Origin of the sequence: Hoyosella altamirensis, assembly GCF_014191505.1 — a bacterium.
Classification (GTDB): Bacteria; Actinomycetota; Actinomycetes; order Mycobacteriales; family Mycobacteriaceae; genus Hoyosella; species Hoyosella altamirensis.
The window spans coordinates 383,041-404,812 of sequence record NZ_JACHWS010000004.1 but is presented as its reverse complement, the minus strand read 5'-3'; the positions used below and the strand labels follow the sequence as shown (position 1 = coordinate 404,812).

Here is a 21,772-nt window from a genome sequence, read left to right as displayed (position 1 = left end):
GGACGGTGCGGAGGCCCTCACCATGGCCACGTGTGGACTGGTGCACCCACCCTCATGTGCTCCGCGTACTCCGCGAGCATCTGAGTGAGGGCTTCCCCGCGCGTCCTTCCTTTCGCTTCCAGGCGTGCGACGGTCGCGCGCTGCCACGCCGCGCCGTTACGGCCTGAAAGGCACCTTTCCTCGATGATGCCCAAGTACCGGTCTCTCACTTCTTGCGACGCGCCATAGTCAGCGAGGCCCTGGTCGGCAAGTGGGAGCAGCCAGCGCAGAACTAGTTCGTCGGGGCCCACCTCACCGAAAGTGGGCCAGTAGAAGCGGGCGTCCATTCCTTGCTGGGCACCGGCTTTCAGATTCGATGCGGCGGCACCGAACGACATCTGGCTCCACAGCGGCCGTTCCGCATTGGCGAGCGCGTGCACCGTGCCGTAGTAAAACGCCGCATTCGCGATCGTGTCGACTACCGTCGGACCGCACGGGAGGACCCTGTTCTCGACGCGCATTTGCGGCTCGCCATCAACCACCGCGTAAACCGGGCGGTTCCACCGATAGATCGTCCCGTTGTGCATCGCGAGCTCAGCTAGCTTGGGCACACCACCACTGTCGAGCAGCGCAAGCGGTTCCTCATCGTCAACTTCGGGGAGCAGTGCAGGGAAGTAGCGAGCGTTCTCGTCGAAAAGATCGAAAATCGACGTAATCCAGCGTTCACCGAACCAGACCCGCGGTCGTACACCCTGATTCTTCAGTTCCCAGGATCTTGTGTCGATTGCTTGCTCGAACACAGGTATACGGCTTTCGTGCCACAGCGACGTTTGGGCCAGGAAAGGTGAGTTGGCTCCCAGCGCTACCTGTACACCCGCAATGCACTGTGCCGCGTTCCAGTAGCTGGCGAACATTTCGGGATCGACCGCGAGGTGCAGCTGCACAGAAGTACAGGCCGCTTCCGGCAGCACAGATGTGCAGTCGATACGCAACCGTTCGGGACGCCCGTCGAGTCCAGTTCCGCTGATATCGATCTCGATGTCCTCACCTCGTGCCGCGAAGATCTGATCGTTGAGGAGGGCGTACCGCGGATTGTCAGTGATCCACGCCGCATCGAAGTGCTCAGTTCGCAACGTGGGCAGCATCCCGGTGAGAACAAGCCGAGCATGGTTCCGCGCAGCAACATCATCGGCGTGCTCAAGCGAGCTGCGCAGTTTGCTTTCCACCTGAGCGATCGAATTTCCGGAAAGCGGTGCTGGTGCGACGTTGAGTTCGATGTTGAAGCGGCCGAGTTCCGTCTGATAATCGGTATCTGCGATGGCTTCGAGGACAGTGTCATTCGCTTTCGCGGGTTCCATGTGCTCATCGACGAGATTCAGCTCGACTTCCATCCCAAGAAGAGGCACCGCGCGCAAGCGCTCGAACGCGCCGTCACGCAGCATCCGTTCGAGCGCTTCGGTGCACTCGTGGACCTTGCGCCGAAACCGGCGGCGGTCTTCATGAGTGAACCTGATCGAAGTGACTTCAGCTCCCATATTCCGCTCCGCCCACTTCCTGGTGAAATCCTCGGTGGCAACCGCGCTTCCACGACCATAGCGGGACACGCCAGGCTGTGACAGACAATCTCTTTCGGGAGCAGGGAAGATCACGTGTTGAGCAGCGCTCAACGCTGCGGCCCTAGGCTGAGCCGGCGCTCCATCTGCGGTGTTACAGTGCCGACATGACAGTCCCGACCGTGCGTACACGCTTGGCTGCGGAAGACCGGCGCAGGCAGCTGATCGGTATCGGGCTGCGCCTTCTCGTCAACCGTCCCATCCACGAACTCGCAATCGACGAGGTGGCTGCCGAGGCCGGTATCTCGCGGGGACTGCTTTTCCACTACTTCCCCACTAAGCGCGAGTACTACATCGCAGTGGTCCGGGCGGCCGGCAACCGGCTCCTCCTGCACGCTCGCGCACCTGACGAAGGGACCACGACTGAGCGTGTCCGCGGTATCGTGGACGGTTTCGTGCAGTTCATTCAGCGGCGCCGAGGAAACTATGTAGCTCTGGTTCGTGCGGGCGCGGGCGGAGACGAACGGGTGCTTGAGGTGTTTTCCAGTATCCGAGCCCGCATCGCCGACCGCGTGATCGACGCGATGGGTACCACCGAACCCACCCCGCAACTCCGGCTCGTAGTTCGAGGCTGGCTCGCGATGGCGGAAGAGATAGCGGTCGAAGCGACGCCCGACGTGATGCAGGTGGACGGGATTGTCGACATGCTGGTCGATAACCTGAACAAGACAGTCCAGCAGGTTGCTGGCTGGAACGAAGGAGGCCCCCAATTCGTTTACACGCCGCCACGGGATTGATGCTCGCAACGGTCGTCGTCACAGGATTATCGGGCTGCGGTGGTGCGGAGAATGAACGACCGCCCTACGTCCACGACGGCGACGGGCCGGCTGTGGTGCAAGCCACCAACATGGATTTCACCCCGGAGACGGTCGTCATTCAGGCGGGTGACACGGTGGAATGGGTGTTCGATGACGGTCCAGTTGCGCACAACGTCGTCGGCACCGGCGACAACTCGCCCGCTGACTTTGTGAGCCCTATGATCGCACTCGACACGTGGTCATACACCTTCGACGACGCTGGCGAGTACGAATACGTGTGTTCAGAGCATCCGCAGAAAACTGGGCTGATCATCGTCGAGTAGCGTTTTCCCGTAGGGTGACGAACTGTGGACAAAGGCGACTTAGCACCAGATTTCAAGCTTGAAGACCAGGACGGCACGGTTCGCTCACTGGTGGACCTCCTCGACAAGGGCCCGGTCGTTCTCTTCTTCTACCCCGGGGCGAACACCCCTGTTTGCACGGCTGAGGCGTGTCACTTCCGCGACCTCGCCGCTGAGTTCACCGAAGTAGGTGCCGCTCGAGTCGGCATCAGCACGGACTCGGTTGACACTCAGGCCGGGTTCGCATCGCAGAAGAATCTCGACTACCCGCTGCTGTCGGACAAGGATGGCGGGGTCGCCGCCGCGTTCGGAGTGAAGCGTGGTTTGCTCGGCAAGCTCGCGCCGGTGAAACGCAAAACATTCGTCATCGATACGGACCGGACGATCCTCGGTGTAGTGAGCGGGGAATTGAGCGCCAACGTCCACGCTGACAAGGCACTCGAGATCCTGAAGACCCACCGCTCCTGACGAATGGGCGGTTACGTACGAAGTATCCACTCGGATTTCGCACATAACCGCCCAGTCATGGCATGCAGTCAGACACGGCCGTAGAGCGCATTAACGTCGTTCTCGTGCTCTTTCATCACGACGGCCCTCTTGAGTTTCATCGACGGCGTGAGCTGCCCGTCCTCCACAGTCCAGTCGATGGGGAGGATCTGGAACTTCCGCACCGACTCGGCCTTCGAGACTGCCCTGTTGCCCTCGTCGACAGCACTCTGAACGGCAGCGACTAGATCGGGGTCCGAAGCGAGTTCGACGACGGACCCTGATTTGCCGTGCTTCTCGCTCCATGGGGTGAGCGCTTCGGCGTCCAGGGTGACGAGCGCGCCGATGAACGGCTCGTTATCGCCCACCACCATGACCTGGCTGACCAGAGGATGAGCACGGATGCGGTCCTCGATCACGGCGGGCGCCACGTTCTTTCCGCCCGCGGTGACGATGATTTCTTTCTTCCGTCCGGTGATGGCGAGGTAGCCCTGTTCGTCGAGCGTGCCGATATCGCCGGTGTGGAACCAGCCATCATTATCGATTGCCTCTTCGGTTGCGTCCTCGTTGCGCCAGTACCCGCCGAACACCATTGGGCCCTGGACAAGCACCTCACCGTCGTCGGCAATCCGTACAACCGCCCCTGGGACAGGTAATCCAACGGTGCCCATCTTCGCGTAACGCGGCGGGTTCACCGTGATCGCAGCGGTAGTCTCGGTCAGCCCGTACCCTTCGAGGACCGTTAAGCCGATGCCGCGATAGAAATGACCGAGACGGCTGCCTAGGGCAGAACCGCCGGAAATTGCGTGTGTAGCCCGGCCGCCGAGGGATTTGCGCAGCTTACGGTAAACGAGCGCGTTGTACAGAGCACGGCGGGTGCGCAGCCCAGCGGGTACAACACCAGTATCGAGTGCTTCGCTGTATTGGATCGCGATGGCGGCTGCACGGTTGAAGATCTTGCCCTTGCCCGCGGCATCCGCCTTCTGAACGGCGGTGTTGTACACCTTCTCGAAGACGCGCGGCACTGCCAGGATGAAGGTCGGCCGGAACCCGGCAAGGTCGTCCAGGAGGTCCCGTACATCCGCGGTGTGCCCCAGCGTGACGCGCTGATAAACACAACCTAGCTGGATCACCCGCGCGAAAACATGCGCTAGCGGCAGGAACAGCAGCGTCGCACATTCACGGCGCCCGAAGAGATCGTCGAGCTGCATCGTCACATTGGCGACTTCCGAAAGAAAGTTAGCGTGAGTGAGCGTGCAACCCTTCGGCCGGCCTGTAGTTCCGGAGGTGTAGATCAGCGTGGCGAGTGACTCAGCGTTAAGCGAGTCCCGGCGTGCCTGCACGACAACGTCCGCGATGCCCTCGCTCCGACTGCCCAAAACGAACAGACCTTCTGCGGCCGAGGCGAGTTCACCTTCGATCTGGAATAGATGCTCGAGCGACCGCACTTCCGGCATCAGTCCTGAAACCATCTCGGCGTGCGCCGCTGTTTCCGCGATGCATGCGACAGCTCGGGAGTCCGACAGAATCCAGTGCACTTGCTCCGGGGACGACGTCTCATAAATCGGGACAGTGATCGCGCCAGCGCTCCAGATCGCGAAGTCGAGCAGCGTCCACTCGTATCGCGTGCGGGAGAGAATGGCAACGCGATCGCCTGGGTTCACGCCGCTTGCGATCAGACCCTTGGCCATCGCATCGACCTCAGTGAGGAACTGGGCGGCGGTCACATCGTGCCAGTCACTGCCGACCTTCCGGCGGAACGAGACCGATTGCGGCTCTTCCTGCGCGTTGCGGACGATCATGTCAGTCAAGTTTTCGCGCCGGGCGATGTGTGCGCGCGCGGGTACCGTCAGCTCACGCATACGGGCTCCTTACGGGAAGTAGTGGTGATAGATTCGATGGCTGATCGGAGTTCGGCCATCGAGGGGTTTGTATCGAAGCGCAGGGCGCGAATTTCGTCGGCCTGTCGCAGGAAGTCCGACAGCGCTGCCCATGTAGTGGTCCGAGCGTTGCGGCCAGTGAGCACTCCGAGGTGGCCTCCCGGAGCGACCTCGGTCCGCACATACCGCGAACCGGGCAAGAGTGACGCGAGCTTCTCGACAGACTTTCTCGGCGCGATCGCGTCGCAGCTGCCTGCGACCACCATGACTGGCACCCGGATCCGGGCGAAGTCGATGCACCGGTCAGCGACATCCAGATGCCCGTTGACGAGGCTGTTCTTGCGGAACAGCAGATGGTAGAGCTGAGAGAAGGTACGGCCGGGATACGCCGTCATATGGTCGGTGAATGCATCAACAGCTTCGAGTTGCGCGAGGAACTCGCGGTCGTCGAGCTTCGACAGCATCGTGAAGGGTTTGATGACGTTCTTCGTCAGGCTGCTGAATTGAAAGGCGCGCTTTACGAGTGGCTTCGGTGCCCCACCAAGCGTCCGGGCAAGCTGGGTGAGAACTAGCCCGCGGGTAAGCGCCACGACGGGTCGCACCGGTTTGACGAGCGGCACTGCGGCAAAGTCTATAGGGCTGGCAATCGGCGTGATGGAAGCGATGGGGAGATTCGGCAGATCTGCGGCGGTGAGCAGGCAGAACACACCTCCGAGGCTCCAGCTGACAAGGTGCACCGGAGCTCCCCCGGCATCTTTGCTCGCGGCGCGGATAGCCTGCGGGAGCACGTGGTGGATCCAGTGTTCGATGCCAAGATTTCGTTCACCGAAGCCGATCTGGCCATAGTCGACGACGTACGTGCGTCGGCCGGATTCGACGAGATGCTCCGCGAGGCTGCAACCGCGCCGCAAATCGAAACATGAATCCGGTACCGCCAGCGGCGGCACGAGGAGCACTGGTGCGCCATCGTTTTCGTGATTTCCTGGGGCTGGGAGGTAACGGTAGACAGCACGCTGCGGGCCACTGCTGATAAGAACGCGGGGCATCGGCCGCAGGTCGGCGAGTCCGTGGTAAAGCACCTTGTGGCTCAAGTTCGCGGCGGCTGCAGGCAGCCGTGCGGGTGTTACTGGGAGGGGCATCAGGAGTGTCATCGGGTTACACCTTCTGCGGGTCACGGCCGGTGAAATGCTCCATCGTCTTGTAGACACCGAGTACCCGGCCGGCGACGAAGTCGCGGATGGACGTGGGAAGGATCCCCTTGAATGCCTCGCTGAGCAGCACAGTCTTCGGCAGGATCACGAAGGGTGCGCCCTTCTTCATCTGCTTCCACACCTCTGTGACAACCGCTTCGGGCTCGAGGATTGGGAGCAGCGGCGCAGCTTTCGCGCCGTCGAACATGCCAGTGCTGATGTAGTACGGGCACACAGTGGTGACCTTGACGTGCCGATGGCCAGCTTGCTCGAGTTCCAGGCGCACGGAGTCGGACCAGCCGACGGCCGCCCATTTGGATCCGCAGTAGGAGGCCATGCGCGGGTTCGCGGTCAGGCCTGCTGCTGACGCCACGTTAATGACGCGGCACTCACCCTCAGATGCGACCATGCCAGGCAGGAACTCCCGCGTGATGATCATCGGCGCAAGAGCGTTGATCTTCATGGTGAATGCGGTGTCGCGGGTGCTGTCAGTCTCCCAGAAATAGGCGTTGCCGCGCACCACGCCGGCGTTGTTGAAGAGCACCTCGATGTCGCCCACTTCGTCACGAACCCGTGCGGCCGCATCCTCGATTGCTTCCTGGCTGGATACATCGACCACGTAGGGATGCACCGTCGCGCCGTTCGCGCGCAGTTCGTCGGTGGTCTGCTTGAGCGCGACCTCGTTGATGTCCCACAGCACTATCGCGGACGCGTCTTCCTTCGCCGCGAGCTGCGCATACAGCTTTCCCATGCCCATTGCGGCGCCGGTGATCAGGACCTTTTTGTTTTCGACAGTCTTCATGTTTGTTTCCTTTGTCAGCAGTAGGGGAAGTTTCACCAGTGGATGCCGGGAAGCAGGCGCATCATGGTCTTGGCAGCGCGGGAGAGCGGCTGATCCTGGACGAGGATCGATGCCCTGGCAAGCATCTGGCCACTGCGGCTGAGACCCTGCCGTTCTGGGCTTTCGTCGAGCTCGCCCTTAGCCGCGAGTGAGTCCGGGAAGACCTTGTAGGCCTGGTGGAGGATCTTGTCGACGAGGCCCGGCGCGAGCGTGTAGGCGAGCTCGCCGAATGTGCCCATCGGAGTACCGATCTCTTTGGGACGCTTCACGAGTGCCCGGAGCACCATGTCGGCTGCTTCTTCCGGTGAAAGCGTGGGGAAAGCGTCGTACATCGACGTCGGGGCAATCATCGGTGTACGCACGAGCGGCATGTGGACGGTGGTGAAGCCGACCCCTTTGCCCACCACTTCGCTGGCGACGACTCGGCTGAATGCGTCCAGCGCAGCCTTCGACGCGACGTACGCAGAGAAGCGAGGGGGGTTGGTTTGAGCACCAATCGACGAGATGTTGACGATATGGCCGAAACCGTTTTCGGACATGTGCGGCAGCAGGCGGAGGATCAGCCGGACCGCCGCGAAGTAGTTGAGCGACATGGTGCGCTCGAAGTCGTGGAAGCGGTCGTAGGACAATGCGATCGAGCGGCGGATCGAGCGCCCTGCATTGTTAACGAGCATGTGGATTTGGCCGTGGTCGGCGACGAGCTGTTCGACCAGGGCATCGACGGATTCGTTGTCCGTGACATCGCAGGAGTATGTGTAGGCACTTCCCCCAGCAGCTTCGATTTCCTGCTTGACGGCATCGAGCTTGTCGATGCTGCGGGCGACGAGGATGACGGTGCCGCCGGCTCCGGCAACTTTCAGCGCGGCGGCAGCACCGATGCCGGACGATCCCCCTGTGATGACGACGTTGCGCCCCTCGAGCGGGAGGTCCGCGCCGGAGAGTACGCGGCGTGCAGCGGTCGTCACTGCTAGAGCTTGCGGTAGGACCGCGTGCTCGACGAGGGCACTGAGGGCGGCTGGGGAGATCTGCGATGGAAGGGCGAGAGTTGCCATGGGTGTTACTCCTGTGGTGCGTGAGGTGTGAGATCTGGGCCACAATGCCCTAGAAGGAGGATCAGCTTCACTGGTACTTCTTCGTACCGCTACGAATCACAGTATGGTACGTGACAGTACCGCTTGGCAAGTGACGCTGAACACAGTCTTCAAACTGGCAAAGAATGCCCAGCTCGGAGGGCTCTTCAACACCTCATCGCACGCCGGTGGGTACGATCAGATACCACGCCAGCCTCTACAGGAAGGCACCTATGACTGCAGCTGCACCCGCTAACGGGAAGGGTGATGCCGCGCGCGCCCGGGTCCTCGCCGCCTTCACTGAATCGGTCGCCGCAAAGGGCTACGCCGCCACCACAATCGCCGACGTTGTGGCGCTCGCTCACGTTTCTAGGCGTACCTTCTACGAACACTTCGCCGAGAAAGAGAGCGCCCTCCTCGCAAGTCACGAGGAATTCAGCGCGGACGTCATCGCCACTGTCAGCAAGGCATCGGAAATCGGCGACACTACAGCTGAACGCATCGAATCAACGATCAACGCGCTTCTAAACGCATTAAGCGACTCGCCGGCTGCAACGAAGACGCATTTCGTCGAAACCCTCGGCGCCGGACCCCGAGCGCGCGAAGCACGCCGAGAAATGCAGCGCAGCTTCGTCTCTCTCCTGATCAGCCTCGCCGAGCGGGCACAGCAGCGCAATCCCGCCGTGCGTGCGCTTTCTCCAGAAATGGCTACCGCCATCACCGGCGGGCTGACCGAACTCATCGTGCAAGCTGCGGAAGAGGAGCGGCTCGCTGACCTGCACCAGCTTTCAGACACAATGATCGCGCTCGTTTCGTCAGCGTTCTTGGGCGCCCCCTCCTAGGAGCTCATACGCCGGGAGTGATCTCCATCACGGTAGGGTCGGGGTGTCGGCATTGACGAGACTGCCACCACGAGATCGAGGCCTGTCATGACCACTCAACCCCCCATCGCCATAGTCGGCGCCGGATTAGCCGGCGCCAAGGTTGCGGAAGCGCTGCGCGACCGCGACTATCCCGGTCGCATCGTGCTGATCGGCGCTGAAGAACATCTCCCCTATGACCGGCCACCCCTGTCGAAGGGGTTCGTCCAGGGGAAGAAGACCACGGACGACATCACTCTGCTGCCGCCACAGTGGTACCGCGACCACCATGTTGAGCTGATGCTGGGAACCGAGGTGACCAGCATAAATCGGTCGGCAAAAACTCTGACCCTTCCCGACGGGTCAACGCTGGAGTACGCAAAGCTCGCACTCGCCACTGGCTCCACACCCCGCGTACTTTCCATACCCGGCGCGGAGGCGGACGGCGTGCACTACCTGCGCACAGTGGAACAGTCGGAGGAACTCATTCGCGTCATCGGAGCGGGCGGGCGACTCGTGATCATCGGAGCAGGGTGGATCGGGCTCGAAATCGCCGCGGCGGCACGGGCTAAGGACGTCGCGGTCAGCGTCATCGAAGCTGCTGAGCTCCCCCTGCTAGGCGCCCTCGGCCCAGAAATGGCGACCGTCTTCGCCGAGTTGCATCGCGAACACGGCGTGGATCTGCATCTCGACAGTGGCGTGGAAGAGATCACGACTTCTGATGGATCAGCCAGCGGTGTTCGCCTGACCTCGGGCGAAACCATCCCCGCCGATGCGGTACTGATCGCCGTCGGAGCTCAGCCGAACATTGGCCTTGCCAAGGACGCCGGACTCGACGTCGATGAGGGCGTACTCGTCGACGGCGCGCTGAAAACCTCCGACCCTGACATCGTCGCGGTCGGTGACATCGCGGAGCATGATCATCCGCTGCTGGGGAGGAGAATCCGTGTCGAACACTGGGCGACCGCGCTCAATCAGCCGCAAGTCGCGGCGTCGACGCTCACTGAGCGCACCGCCACCTACGACAACCTGCCCTATTTCTTCACCGACCAATACGACTTAGGCATGGAGTATGTGGGCTTCGCACCACGCGGTGAGTACTCGCGAGTCAGCGTCCGCGGGGATCTCAGCACCCACGAGTTCGTCGCATTCTGGCTTGATAGCGCGGACCGGGTGCTCGCCGGCATGAACGTCAACATCTGGGACGTCACCGACGCGATCAAATCGCTGATCAGGTCGGGAAGATCGATTGATGTTGCGCGTCTCGAGGATAGCGAGATCCCGTTGGACCAGGTGTAGCCCAACACCGACACAAACGCCCGGCCGTGGTGCTGGCCGGGCGTCTGGGCTCGTTCGTGAACGCCGCTTATGCAGCGTCATCGATCGGGAGGATCGCGACGGAGCTCAATTCGACCGTCCGTGATCCGTCAACACCGGAAATGCGAGCTTCTGTGAAGTGCAGGTCGTCGCTGTCATCGAGGGGCTCCACACTGTCCAGCACGATCACGACAGGCTTGCTGAGCGTGGCACCCTCAGCGCAGGTGGGTTCGCACGTGTTGACCTGCTCCACACCTGTGCCCACAGCAATGCCGTCGTTCCACACCAGCCAGGTAATGAAGTTGACCGCGTCGTTGCCATCAGCGGGAGCGAGCATTATTGACTCCGGCTCAATCTGCGTGTCGCCCTGGTCGTTGAGAACGACGGCGGGAACAACTTCTGGTGCGTTCTGAATGACGGCAGCGCCTGCCACTCCTGTCATTCCGAGTGCCAGTGCGGCGCCAGCAGCAGGTATAACCATGGCCAGATTTCGTGTCTTCAACTGTCTCCCTTTCATTTCGCCCCCGGGTCCGTTCCCTCGCGACGCTCAGCCCAGTTGGGCAGCAGCGCTTCCGCATCGGATATCGAGGGATGTGACACCAGTGTTTCACTGAGACAGCTGTTAATTAATGTGATTACGCGCACGAAAACCACGAAAACATCGCCTGAACTGGAGTTTTAATCTTTCGGAAAGGCGGTAACCGTTACGGCTTCTTTATCTCAGCCCAGAACTTGATCGGTGTAGACGTTGCGAAAAGTGCGGTCCGGATCAACAGCGTCCCGAACGCGCGTGAAGTCACGAAATCGCGGATACAGGTCAGCCAGCGCCTCCCGATCGAGCGAATGCATCTTGCCCCAATGCGGTCGCCCCTCCGCGCCCCGCGCGATGGCCTCGAACTCGTGGAAGTACTTCTCATACGACATGCCCTCAAACTGGTGCACTGCCACATAGGCGGTATCCCGCCCATACGCGGGAGAAAGCCAGATGTCATCGGCGGCGGAAAAACGCACTTCGACCGGAAACATCACCGGCTCGGGCAACCTGGAATACAGCGCACGCAGCTCAGCGAGCACACCGGCTAACGCCGCCCGCGGGATCGCGTACTCAGACTCAACCATCCGCACCCGCCGTGGCGTGGCGAACACCCGGTATGACCAGTCCCGATAGGCACGAGGCGACAGCACCGCATCAATGACCCGCCCCGTCGGCTGCACCGTCGCAGGAAGCACACGGCCAAGTCGGCATACCGCCCCGAAGGCACGGTTTTCCACAAGGTCGTAACTGATGAATTCGGCCACCCGGGACAGCGGGCGCGGTGCAGCATCGGTCCGGTTGTTCCTTTTCACCAATGCGCGGCGGCCATACGGAAACATAAAGAACTCGAAGTGATCGTTGGTCTCGACCTCGAGATCAATCGATTCAAGCACCGCCTCCAGCAATTCAGGGCGTTCGTCAGCAGCGAGCACGAAGCGCGGCACGCACTGCAATGTGACAGTGCTGATCACCCCAAGCGCGCCAAGACTCACCCGGGCGGCATCAAACGTTTCACGATTGACCTCGGCCGAACACCGCAGAATTTCCCCGCTGGTTTGCACGAGTTCCAGGCCCACAACCTGTGTTGCCAGGCCGCCCAACCGCGCTCCAGTCCCATGGGTCCCCGTCGAAATCGCACCCGCGATCGTCTGCGTATCGATATCCCCCAGATTCGCAAGCGCCAGGCCGAGTACGTGCAATGAATTGTTGAGTTCCTGCAAGCACGTACCCGCTTTGACCGTCACCTGCCGACGCGGCAAATCGATGTCGGTGAACCCGCGGAAGTCAGAAAGGTCGAGCGCCCAGTCCGCAGTGGCCGCAGTAGCCGTGAACGAATGCCCGCTTCCCCAGGCACGCACTGTCGTCCCCGCTGCTGCCGCGCTTCGCACGATCTCACGCAGTTCCTCAACCGATCGCGGACGCAGCACGCGCGCCGGATACGCTGTCACTGTTCGGGCCCAGTTCTGCCACTGCGTCACCACTGCATATCTCCCTCGCCGCACCGTCTTCCGCGTACGGTAACCAACTGTGACGCGAACCAACCGCAGCCGCGCCGAACTCAAAACCGCATACGACTCGGCTACACGCAACATCGATCCGCCCTGCGCGATTGTCGATCTCGACGCGTTCGACGTGAATCTGCGCGATCTCACGCGACGCGCCGAAGGCGTTCCGATTCGCGTAGCAAGTAAGTCACTGCGCTGCCGGACCCTCCTCGCCCGGGCCCTCGATCACCCTGGTGTCCGCGGAGTTCTCGCATATTCCCTCCGGGAGGCGCTGTGGCTGCACGAGCACAGCACCAGCGACGACATCGTGGTTGCCTACCCGACGGTAGACCGGAGTGCACTTGCGCGTCTTGCAGCGGACGACGCGGCTCGAGCACACATCACACTGATGGTGGACTCGAGCGAGCACCTCGACTTCCTCGACGAGGTTCTGCGCCCAGGGCACCCTGTCATTCGGGTGGCTCTTGAACTGGACGTTTCGTGGCGTCCGCTGAAAGGCATCCATCTCGGTGCCCGCCGCTCACCGATTCACACGCCCGGCGCAGCCGCGGAACTTGCTGCGACGATCACCTCCCGAAACGGTTATGCGCTCGTCGGCGTCATGGGGTACGAGGGCCAGATCGCCGGTGTGGGTGACAAGGATGCTGGTCTCAAGTCGCTCGCGCTGCGCCGCATTCAATCTGCCTCCGCTCTGGAACTGGCTGAGCGCCGCAGTGCCGCAGTCGAGCGTGTCCGCGCGTACGCAGACCTTGAGTTCGTCAACGGCGGCGGCACGGGCAGTGTCGAAACAACGCGACAAGATCCTTCCGTCACCGAGATAGCCGCAGGCTCAGGACTTGTCGGGCCCGCTCTCTTCGACCACTACACGCGGTTCGCGCCGCAGCCCGCGCTACTGTACGCGCTTCCGGTAGTGCGAAAGCCGCGTGATGATATCGCCACACTTTTCGCCGGCGGCTACCTCGCGTCCGGCGCCGCGGACGGCTCCCGGCTCCCTGTTCCCTGGCTGCCCGAAGGACTCCATCTCGGCAGCATGGAGGGTGCGGGTGAAGTCCAGACACCCGTATTCGGAGCGAGCGATCTCGCTATCGGTGACCGCGTGTGGATGCGCCACGCCAAGGCTGGCGAACTGGCCGAGAGGTTCAACGATTACCACCTGGTGCACAGCACTAGCGCAGATCTGTGGCGAACGGTTCCCACGTACCGGGGCGAAGGAGTCAACTGGGGGTAAGCCGCCGCACGCAAGCATGATCGAATAACCGTATGGCTCCTTCCATGACGGTGTACGACGCGATCCGCCTGCGGCGCGATGTTCGCGCTGAATTCTCTGGGGAAACGATCGACGATGCGGCACTTACACGGATCCTGGACGCGGCGCACCGGGCCCCCAGCGTAGGCAACACCCAGCCCTGGGATTTCGTGATCGTGCAGGATCCCCGCCGGCTCTGCGAGTTCGCAGCGCACGTCGCACACCGGCGCGAACGGTTTGCCGCTTCCCTGCCACCGGAACAGCGTGACGTGTTCAACCCGATCAAGATCGAAGGAATTCAGGAAAGCGGTACCGGAATCGTTGTTACCTACGATCCCGATCGAGGCGGGCCGCACGTTCTCGGAAGGCATACCGTCGAGGACACCGGGCTGTTCTCCACCGTCCTCGCTATTCAGAACCTGTGGCTCGCGGCTGTCGCAGAGAGGGTAGGCGTCGGGTGGGTGTCTTTCTATGACGAGGAATTCCTCTCCGATTTCGTGGGCGCCTCCGCGCCAGTGCGGCCGGTCGCCTGGCTCTGTGTGGGTCCTGTAACGGGATTCCAGCACACGCCCGACCTCGAACGTTTCGGCTGGCGGTCCCGGCGGCCACTCAGCGACGCGGTGCACCGAGATCAACTTCGTTGACGTTTCGCCACCTTGTGGCAAAGATTGTGACAAGCCTCACAAGTCCGACTTCACGGCGTCATACTGAGGAAACCCCGCCATAGGGCGGATCGGCGCGCAGGAGAAGAGGACGCCATGTCGCAGCGAATCTCGGCTCTTAGCCTCGCTCAGGAGGCATTACCTGGAGCTGGCGGAGCCGCGGTGGACCAGATCATCATCGTGCTCATCGCAAACGCCGTTATCTTCACGCCCCTGGTGTGGTTCGTGCTGCGGGAACGTAGCGGACATCGCACCGCCATCGGGCGAGCCGCTGACTGGCTAGCGAAAAAAGAAGGAATGCCGCGCTGGTTCAGCCTTCCGGTGTACCTGATGATCGCTGCGCTGCTGTCTGCGGGATTCGGTGTCGCATGGGACATCCCGATCCATATGCAGGACGGCCGGGACGATGGCCCCTTGGCAAACCCGGCCCACTACTTCATTTTCTTCGGCATCGTCGGCTTCTTCGTCGCCGGCGTGATCAGCATGACACTCGTGTCGAAGCGTCTTCCCGCGCGTACCTTCCGGATCCGCGACGACTGGCACGCCCCGATGGGGAGCATGGTGATCGTGGCTGCAGGCCTCATCGCGCTCCTTGGGTTCCCTCTCGACGATCTGTGGCATCGACTTTTCGGCCAGGACGTGACGCAGTGGGGGCCAACCCACACGATGATGATTGGCGGAGCAGTCACCTGCGTTCTTGGTGGCGTGCTGCTCCATTCGGAGGCGCGCCAAATTGGAGCACCCGGAACGCTGGGATTAGGCGGACGGATTCGCGGAGTCTTCCTGCTATCGATTTGCATCATCCCGTTCTACTTTCTGGCGGAGTTCGAGCTAGGACTGCCGCAGTTCCCGGCCGCCACGCAGTTCATCCTCGCGGGTTTACTTATGGGGTGGATCTTCACCGCGTGCCGCCGGTACTTCGGACCCGGCGGAGCGCTGTTCGCGTGGGCCTTCTATCTCGTCGCGCAACTGTTCCTGATCGTGACGGTCAGCCTGATACCCGGCGTGCTGGTGTCTCAGATGTTGCTGTTCTTGCCTGCCGCGATCATCGTTGAACTAGTCGCGCTGGTGATTCCGCCCGCCCGCGGGATCGTGTTCGGACTCGTGTGCGGTGCACTGATCGGAACCGTTGGTCTCTACGCAGAATGGCTCTGGACGCACGTCTACATGCCGATTCCGCAGCCGCTGCCGTCGCACGCGTTGCCGCTTATGTTGTCGGTGGGAACGGCTGCCGCGATTGGCGGCGCACTCATCGGGCATTGGCACGCTCAGCAGCTCCAGCGGGTCGAGGCACGCGGAAACGTGACCTCTCGCCTGCAGGAAATCACCTTCGCGTCCCGGCCACTGCAGGCTTGCTACAGCTACTGGCTGCGAAACCAGACTCCGGCACCGGCCATCGGCGGATCGCCGAACTACTTGCAGCGCAACGGGTACGTAGCGGTGGGCGGCGTAATTTTCCTCGCCCTCATGACGGCGTTCGCACCTCCATCGATGAAGGACGGCGTGTTCGCGGATGTCGAGTTGAGTCAGGACTGCGACGGCGACACTATCTGCAGTGCTTTCGTGACAATTACGATGGACCCCGAGGAAACCGACAGGGCGATCTGGCTCCATGCGTTCTACTGGCAGGGAAAGGTCGGCACCGAAGGTGAGCTCCCCACCGATCCGGCGAGCGGTGCTCCCGGGATAATGCGGGTGGCGATGCTGCCGACCGGCCAGCCCGGCCAGTTCCGCTCCGAATACGAGATGCCCATGTATGGCGGCGGGAAGACACAGATTCGCCTGCATCAGGCGCCCACAATCATGCTCAACCTGCCGCTTTACGCCCCTGACGACCCGGAAATCACGACTGACATCGGTAGGCAGATCGTGGCCACCTCCGGCCAGCGCTACGAGTTCATCTACGAACCCGAGTTCCTGCAGCGCGAAACCAAAGACTATGTTCCTGGCTGGCTGTGGACGGTGGGATACACCGTCGTTTTGATCCTCTGGATGGTCACCCTGGTCTTCTACATCTGGCTGTACAGCCAGGCCGCTTTCGGTTCAAGTCCCGCTGCGCGAGCTCAGCCGCGCCCGCAGCACAAACCGGCCGACGCATAGCAACTACCCCACACCAGTCACATCACGGCGCCGCCACGCGGCCAGTCCTGCGGCTGTCACTGAAAAGGCCAGCACAGCCAACACCAGCAGCGGTAGTCCCTCGACAGCGCCGCCAGGCAGTCGTGGCAAATGGGTGAATGGCGACACATTCAGGGCCCATTGTCCAAGTTCCAGGACGGCACCCACCTGGCCAATAAGGAAGACAGCAGCTAGGGCTGTCCAGCTCACCGAGTAGGCGAACCTGGGCACCAAACCGAACGCGGCCACGGCGATCGCTGCCAGAACAACAACGGCGGCAACCTGAACCAGGGAGGCGCCCGCCAGCCGGGGCACCTGTCCCGAGATATCGCCGACGCTGATACCGTGCGCAAGCCCCATCGCCGACCCGCCAAGAAGCAGCAGCACCACGGCGCCGATCAGCGATATGCCGATGTGCCCCAGCGCCCATCGAATCCGGCTCACTGGAGCGTTCAGCATCAATTCCGCCCGCAGCGAGGTTTCTTCACCACGCAGCTTCAGTACGCCTGCGATCGCGTAACCGGAGGCAAGCAGCCCCAGGAAGCCCATAATCCCCGAGAAATACGCATCGACGACCGTCTGGGTCCCGCCGAGACGCTCCAGCGCCTGTTGAAGTGCGGGATTGTCCGCGAGGAGGCTTTCAATCCCGCGCCCAGCCGAACCGAGAACGAATCCGAGCAGCACAAAACCCGCGGCCCACCCAAAGAATGCGCCGCGGTGCAGCCTCCACGCCACACCTTCCGGCCAGGAGAGAGCCCGTCCCGCGGCCGGCGGACCCAACGGCGACGGGAGAACACCGGCACCCGAGTCGCGGCGCCCAGCGATTGTCACCGCTACAGCAGTGAGCGTCACAGCGAAGGCGGTGATGGGAATAAAGACCCACCATTGTTCACCCGCGTACGGCCGGGCCTGATGCACCCATCCAATCGGGGACAGAAACGACAGCCAGCCCAGCGATCCGCCCGTCGCATCGCTAACGTCACCCGAGAGGCGCACCGCGAAAGCAAACCCGAGTGCAGCGGACGCAATTGCTCGCGCTCCGCCGGCGCTCGCGGTGAGTTGTGCCGCGACCGCTCCAACAGCCGCGAACATGAGCCCGGCACCCGCATAGGATGCCCCTACAGCGATCGATCCCGCGAGCGGTAACCCCACAGCCAGCATTCCCACTGTGAGGAGCGTTCCCATCAGAGCAAGACCGATCGACACCGTTATCAGCGCGGCCGCAAGTCCCGCGTACCTACCGACCACGGTGGTGGCCAGTAGTTCAGTCCGGCCACTCTCCTCCTCCGTTCGGGTGTGGCGGATGACAATCAGCGCGGCGATGAGCGCAACGATGACGGGGGCGATCCCCGACCGGGTCAGCGCAAGAGAGCCCGGGTTTGCTTCGAATACCGGCCCATAGAGCGCCACGAATGCGGGGGTCTGCAACGTCGCCGCGTATGACCGCAACTGGGCGTCGGTCGGGAAGAGGTTCGGGGTGCCGTAGGCCTGCAGGACGGGCAGCATCGTGAGCGCCAGCACCCACCAGGGCAGGACCAGACGGTCCCGCCTCATCATCAGCCGGACAAGCTCACGCGTGCCTGTGCAGCTTTCACGCATCAGGAGTCTCCGGGGCATGGAGCACGTCGTCGTAGTGGCGCAGCAAGATTTGTTCCAAAGTAGGCGGGTGCGCAACAAGAGACTGGACTCCGAGTGCCGCTAGCCGACTCACAAGCGCCTCGACGTGCTCACTGTCGACCTCGAACCGGACCTCTCCCTCCCGTGCGTGGAAATCGTGTACGCCCGGCGCGGTCGACAACTCTTCAGGAGGCTTCCTGGTCCGCGCAACGATCGTCGTTCGGGTGAGGTGCCGAAGATCCGCGAGGCCTCAAGAATCATGTTGCACTTCGGTATTGACCTGAGTGAGGTGGTGCCGCCGGATTAAAGACGGCATAGTGGTTGCGTGGGGAACAGTGAGAAAGAGTTCATCGACGAGCAGGTGCGCCGCATGCAGCGAGTGCGGCTCGTAATCAGTGCTGTGGTATTCGTTATCACCCTCATACTCGTCATCGGACTTGCGCTGATTTGACCATTTGGGTGCATCAGCCATAACGAATAGCGATGCGCAAAGCACAGTCGGTATGATCTCGGCCGTCAAATGGAAAAAGACAGCCCCGACGGGGAGCAGCATATGTAACCCTCTGCTATTCTGGGGCCTTCAGCGACGTGAGGCGTTTCAGAGTGTGCGGGTCTTGACCTTGCCGGGCGGCGTAGTGGAGTGGAATGATTCGTGAATTCGGGTTGGAGCGGTTCCAGCGGCGACGGTAGAGGGTTCCTCGCTGCCGGATCAGCTCTGGTTATCGGGGGTGCGCTCTCCTTGCTTACCGGATGGCCTATTTTCGGCGCTATTCTACTCATCATTGGCGGCCTTTTGATGTACGTAGGTGATGAGAAGCTAGCTAAGTAGCCCCTGAAGACGTCTCCGGTGCGCGACTGACGGTTTCGGCTATCCTCGTTAAGGGCTTTCAACCATGCGTCCCTCCTGTTGCTGTTGGGTATCATCGGCGGAGCTGGAGCAGCCCTTAATACAAACACGGCTCTTACTCGCGCCAATGTGCGGTTGCGGCGGTAATGTTGTGTCCGGCCGCTCGCTCGTGTAGGGGCGTTAAATATGCTGGCCGGTTCTTTCAAGGTTCCGCTACCTCACCCGTACGTGGGATCGTGCATAAATGCGGTATATCCAGAGCCCTAGGTAAGCGGCAATCAATGCTGCCGACAAGCTGCGGCAGATGGGGTTTGCTGACGCGCGGCTGGCCAGCGTGGATGATCTGCAGCGCTTGGCGGGGCTGCGCAACCGCGGTGCCAATCTTGAGATATTCTACTTCGCGGACACCGGCTATATGGAGAGCGCCATGGAGTACGCCAACCGCCATGGCATCTTCCTTTTTCTTTACGAGCAGTCAGGCGAGATCAGCCCGGCCAGCTATTGCGCGCGGCGCCTGGAGTACCTGCAGACCGGTGCTACACCCTATTCTTCCGACGCCGAGGCTGCTCAGGCGAACAAAAAGCTCAGCAGGGTGGTGGGGGTAGTCGCTTTCGTTATTCTGGGTCTTGTCATACTGATGATCGTTATCAGCAGCAGGGCTGGCGTGGAATCCCTGCCGGGCGCAGTGATGGCGGCAGGTTTCCCTGGCGATTGTGGCGGATACCCATTTGCCGCTCGCCGGTAGAATACCGGGTAGCCACGGGCATTGGGCTGCTGAAATGATCCAGTTCAGCTTTCGCGGATTGGTAGTTCGTCAAGAAGCGTCCTTGACCTCGGGGCGGGACGAAAAGGGGTAGGGGGCCTGCCGGGCAGGATGGAGAACGCCCCGGTAATTTTTGCCAGCACAGTATCCGGAACTCGGCCGGGGAGCGGCGTTGCGGATCCTAGGATGGTATCGAGCAGCCGGAAGCCCGGGTTTCTTGGACCGACACGGTGTGGCTCTGGATGGCTTTGGTGCGTTCTTTCATCGAGACAAGCAGTGGAGCCGCGAAGAAGGGTGAGGAGTATGTTCCGATGATGACTCCGACCAGCTGGACCAGGGCGAGATCTTTGAGTGTTCCCACGCCAAGCATCCACACTGCCACGATCAATAGCGAGAGAATAGGAAGCATACTAGTTAATGAGGTGTTGAACGATCTCATCAAGGTTTGATTCACGCCCAGGTTTGCACGCTCAGCGTAAGTGCCCTCATATTGTTTCGTGACATTTTTGGTGTTTTCCGCAACTTTATCAAAAACCACCACGGTGTCGTATAGGGAGTAGCCCATGATTGTGAGCAGGCCGATCACTGTTGCGGGGCTTACCTCGAAGCCGATCAGGGCGTAAATGCCGGCAGTCACTGTCAGGTCGACTATTACCGCCGCGATCGCGGCTAGTGCCATGTGCCACTCGAACCGCAGACTGATGTAAGCAAACACTATGATCAGGAAAACCGCGAGCGCGAGAGCAGCCTTCTGAGTTACTTGCCCACCCCAAGTCTCACTCACTGCGGAGATGCTGACCGTATTCTGCGCCGTGCCAGTTCCGGCCGACTGATCCAGGACAGACTGGAATGCGTTCTCAACGGCGCGGATCTGGGTTTCATCGAGAGGTTCCGAGCGGATCTGTATTGACGAGGCAGGACCGGCGCCCACCACCTGCACAGTGGTGGGAGAGATGCCGGAGCTTTCACTGAATACTTGTTCCGCCTCAGCGGTGTCTAACTGTATAGCAGGAATTTCCACGCGGGTGCCGCCGGTAAAGTCAATGCCGAAAGTAAAACCGCGGAGCAAGATGCCAGAAAGTGATAGTGCTACCAGGACAGCGGTAATTAAATAGAAGATGCGCCTGCGACCGATGATGTCGAATGCGCCCGTTCCGGTGTAAAGACGTTTCAGGAGTGATACCGGAGAGCTGTTCTTCTGCAGGGTCATTTTCTGTGGTCTTCCTTGTGAGACAACTTGATAGCCTGCTGAGTCCTATATCAGGCAGCGGGAGTCTAGAGATGCTGGGCGGGCTTCGCTAACAGCACTGGTGAGGTGGTGTGCGCCAGCACGGTTGCCGTGACACTTCCGAGCACCCATCTGGTGACTCCCCGGTTGCGACTGGTCAATACTGCCAGTGTTCCCGGCGTGTCTGTCTGAAACGACATGATCCCTTCGGCAATGTCGCTGTCGGTGAGGTGCGAATAGTCTGCACGGATCCCGGCCTGCGTGAAATCACTGGCCAGGGAGGCGAGGGTTTCTTCGTATATCCGCGGTTCTTCGGGTTTGCTGGGAGAGTCGATATGCACAAGATGCAGCGTGAGGTCTAGCTGCTGCGCCCATACTCGGGCGGTGTGCAGGGCTGCCTCGTCGCGGCCGCTGCCGTCGAGGCAGACGATGCAGTCGCGATACTGGTGGGGCTCAAACGCTGGCTCATACTCAGGCCCGACCATGAGGACCGGCCTCGCGGAATGTCTGATCACATGTTCGGTCACGCTGCCGGTGATCATCCGGGAGAACCGGTCTCTATTGTGGGTTGCCAGGCAGATCACCGCGCCGGGGGTTTCCTGCGCGGAATGGATGAGGTGATCTCCGGCCCAGCCCGCGCTAACGCACACGACCTCTACATGGGCGTAGGCTATCTCGTCGGCGACTGAATCTATCCCGGTAGCCCACCGGCCTCGCACGGGATCGTGCACGGTGAACAGCTCTAATGGAATCTGGAGCTGGCGGGCGATCTTCAGCGCGGGAGTGATCGCTGTCTCCGCTTCATGGGTGCCGTCGAGCGGGACGATGAGTCTTTCGATCGGCGGCTGGGTTTTGTCCTTCCGCCTGCGTGACAGAGCTGGGGGCGCATCAGCCACAGGTAAGCTCCTTCCTGTCG

Annotated in this window: 20 protein-coding genes and 1 pseudogene; 10 read left to right on the top strand and 11 right to left on the bottom strand. The window is 61.5% G+C overall.

Annotated features, from left to right (window positions below):
* Positions 1 to 17 precede the first annotated feature (17 nt).
* A complete protein-coding gene (locus FHU29_RS20830; RefSeq protein WP_064442460.1) occupies positions 18 to 1,514 on the bottom strand; it encodes a glutamate-cysteine ligase family protein in 1,497 nt (498 codons plus the stop codon).
* Between the two features lie 185 nt (positions 1,515 to 1,699).
* On the opposite strand from FHU29_RS20830, the gene FHU29_RS20825 reads away from it, so the two are divergent.
* The 3 genes from FHU29_RS20825 to FHU29_RS20815 are packed head-to-tail and all read left to right on the top strand — an operon-like array spanning position 1,700 to position 3,159.
* Positions 1,700 to 2,329 (top strand): TetR/AcrR family transcriptional regulator, encoded by a 630-nt coding sequence (locus FHU29_RS20825; protein ID WP_064442459.1) that lies wholly within the window; start codon positions 1,700 to 1,702, stop codon positions 2,327 to 2,329.
* Entirely contained in the window at positions 2,329 to 2,673 is a 345-nt protein-coding gene (locus FHU29_RS20820; RefSeq protein ID WP_064442458.1) for a cupredoxin domain-containing protein, read from the top strand. The genes FHU29_RS20825 and FHU29_RS20820 overlap by 1 nt, the downstream gene beginning before the upstream one ends.
* Before the next feature lie 24 nt (positions 2,674 to 2,697).
* Positions 2,698 to 3,159 carry a peroxiredoxin gene (locus tag FHU29_RS20815; RefSeq protein ID WP_064442457.1) on the top strand — a complete coding sequence of 154 codons (462 nt, stop codon included), beginning with the start codon at positions 2,698 to 2,700 and terminating at the stop codon, positions 3,157 to 3,159.
* Positions 3,160 to 3,227: 68 nt separating this feature from the next.
* Here the strand turns inward: FHU29_RS20815 and FHU29_RS20810 are convergent, their stop codons facing one another.
* Genes FHU29_RS20810 through FHU29_RS20795 form a run of 4 tightly spaced genes read right to left on the bottom strand, consistent with a single transcriptional unit; the run spans position 3,228 to position 8,140 of the window.
* Positions 3,228 to 5,039, bottom strand: a complete 1,812-nt coding sequence (locus FHU29_RS20810; protein WP_064442456.1) for an AMP-dependent synthetase/ligase — start codon at positions 5,037 to 5,039, stop codon at positions 3,228 to 3,230.
* The gene (locus FHU29_RS20805) at positions 5,027 to 6,208 is read right to left on the bottom strand and encodes an alpha/beta fold hydrolase (RefSeq protein WP_064442480.1); all 1,182 of its coding nucleotides are present in this window, start codon (positions 6,206 to 6,208) and stop codon (positions 5,027 to 5,029) included. The genes FHU29_RS20810 and FHU29_RS20805 overlap by 13 nt, the downstream gene beginning before the upstream one ends.
* 4 nt (positions 6,209 to 6,212) lie before the next feature.
* Positions 6,213 to 7,049 (bottom strand): SDR family oxidoreductase, encoded by an 837-nt coding sequence (locus FHU29_RS20800; protein ID WP_064442455.1) that lies wholly within the window; start codon positions 7,047 to 7,049, stop codon positions 6,213 to 6,215.
* Positions 7,050 to 7,081: 32 nt separating this feature from the next.
* A complete protein-coding gene (locus tag FHU29_RS20795) occupies positions 7,082 to 8,140 on the bottom strand; it encodes an SDR family NAD(P)-dependent oxidoreductase (RefSeq protein WP_064442454.1) in 1,059 nt (352 codons plus the stop codon).
* A gap of 251 nt (positions 8,141 to 8,391) precedes the next feature.
* On the opposite strand from FHU29_RS20795, the gene FHU29_RS20790 reads away from it, so the two are divergent.
* Both FHU29_RS20790 and FHU29_RS20785 read left to right on the top strand, forming a co-directional pair.
* Entirely contained in the window at positions 8,392 to 9,000 is a 609-nt protein-coding gene (locus tag FHU29_RS20790; protein WP_183377639.1) for a TetR/AcrR family transcriptional regulator, read from the top strand.
* Between the two features lie 87 nt (positions 9,001 to 9,087).
* Positions 9,088 to 10,317 carry an NAD(P)/FAD-dependent oxidoreductase gene (locus FHU29_RS20785; RefSeq protein WP_064442453.1) on the top strand — a complete coding sequence of 410 codons (1,230 nt, stop codon included), beginning with the start codon at positions 9,088 to 9,090 and terminating at the stop codon, positions 10,315 to 10,317.
* A gap of 67 nt (positions 10,318 to 10,384) precedes the next feature.
* Here the strand turns inward: FHU29_RS20785 and FHU29_RS20780 are convergent, their stop codons facing one another.
* On the bottom strand, positions 10,385 to 10,837 hold the full coding sequence (locus FHU29_RS20780; protein ID WP_157095408.1) for a hypothetical protein: 453 nt from the start codon (positions 10,835 to 10,837) through the stop codon (positions 10,385 to 10,387).
* Positions 10,838 to 11,055: 218 nt separating this feature from the next.
* A complete protein-coding gene (locus FHU29_RS20775; RefSeq protein WP_064442478.1) occupies positions 11,056 to 12,348 on the bottom strand; it encodes a D-arabinono-1,4-lactone oxidase in 1,293 nt (430 codons plus the stop codon).
* Between the two features lie 49 nt (positions 12,349 to 12,397).
* Between FHU29_RS20775 and FHU29_RS20770 the strand changes: the two genes are divergently transcribed.
* The 3 genes from FHU29_RS20770 (at position 12,398) to FHU29_RS20760 (ending at position 16,383) form a co-directional block, all read left to right on the top strand.
* The gene (locus FHU29_RS20770) at positions 12,398 to 13,603 is read left to right on the top strand and encodes an amino acid deaminase/aldolase (protein WP_064442451.1); all 1,206 of its coding nucleotides are present in this window, start codon (positions 12,398 to 12,400) and stop codon (positions 13,601 to 13,603) included.
* Between the two features lie 44 nt (positions 13,604 to 13,647).
* A complete protein-coding gene (bluB, locus tag FHU29_RS20765) occupies positions 13,648 to 14,265 on the top strand; it encodes a 5,6-dimethylbenzimidazole synthase (protein WP_423785893.1) in 618 nt (205 codons plus the stop codon).
* Between the two features lie 114 nt (positions 14,266 to 14,379).
* Complete coding sequence (locus tag FHU29_RS20760; RefSeq protein ID WP_064442449.1) at positions 14,380 to 16,383, top strand: hypothetical protein; 2,004 nt, start codon at positions 14,380 to 14,382, stop codon at positions 16,381 to 16,383.
* A 3-nt stretch (positions 16,384 to 16,386) separates the two neighbouring features.
* On the opposite strand, the gene FHU29_RS20755 is transcribed toward FHU29_RS20760, so the two are convergent.
* Entirely contained in the window at positions 16,387 to 18,000 is a 1,614-nt protein-coding gene (locus FHU29_RS20755; RefSeq protein ID WP_064442448.1) for an ABC transporter permease, read from the bottom strand.
* Positions 17,993 to 18,253 (bottom strand): annotated as a pseudogene (locus FHU29_RS20750) (ABC transporter ATP-binding protein); the annotation flags it as partial. The pseudogene FHU29_RS20750 and the gene FHU29_RS20755, both read right to left, overlap by 8 nt.
* A gap of 90 nt (positions 18,254 to 18,343) precedes the next feature.
* Here FHU29_RS20750 and FHU29_RS23450 point away from each other — a divergent pair.
* A complete protein-coding gene (locus tag FHU29_RS23450; protein WP_260152982.1) occupies positions 18,344 to 18,469 on the top strand; it encodes a hypothetical protein in 126 nt (41 codons plus the stop codon).
* Between the two features lie 700 nt (positions 18,470 to 19,169).
* Positions 19,170 to 19,610, top strand: coding sequence for a hypothetical protein (locus FHU29_RS20745; RefSeq protein WP_183377638.1), 441 nt, complete (start codon positions 19,170 to 19,172; stop codon positions 19,608 to 19,610).
* 199 nt (positions 19,611 to 19,809) lie between these two features.
* Here FHU29_RS20745 and secF read toward each other — a convergent pair whose 3' ends face one another.
* Together secF and FHU29_RS20735 are read right to left on the bottom strand one after the other, a co-directional pair.
* Positions 19,810 to 20,838 carry a protein translocase subunit SecF gene (secF, locus tag FHU29_RS20740; protein ID WP_183377637.1) on the bottom strand — a complete coding sequence of 343 codons (1,029 nt, stop codon included), beginning with the start codon at positions 20,836 to 20,838 and terminating at the stop codon, positions 19,810 to 19,812.
* 65 nt (positions 20,839 to 20,903) lie between these two features.
* Positions 20,904 to 21,752, bottom strand: coding sequence for a universal stress protein (locus FHU29_RS20735; protein WP_183377636.1), 849 nt, complete (start codon positions 21,750 to 21,752; stop codon positions 20,904 to 20,906).
* Positions 21,753 to 21,772 lie beyond the last annotated feature (20 nt).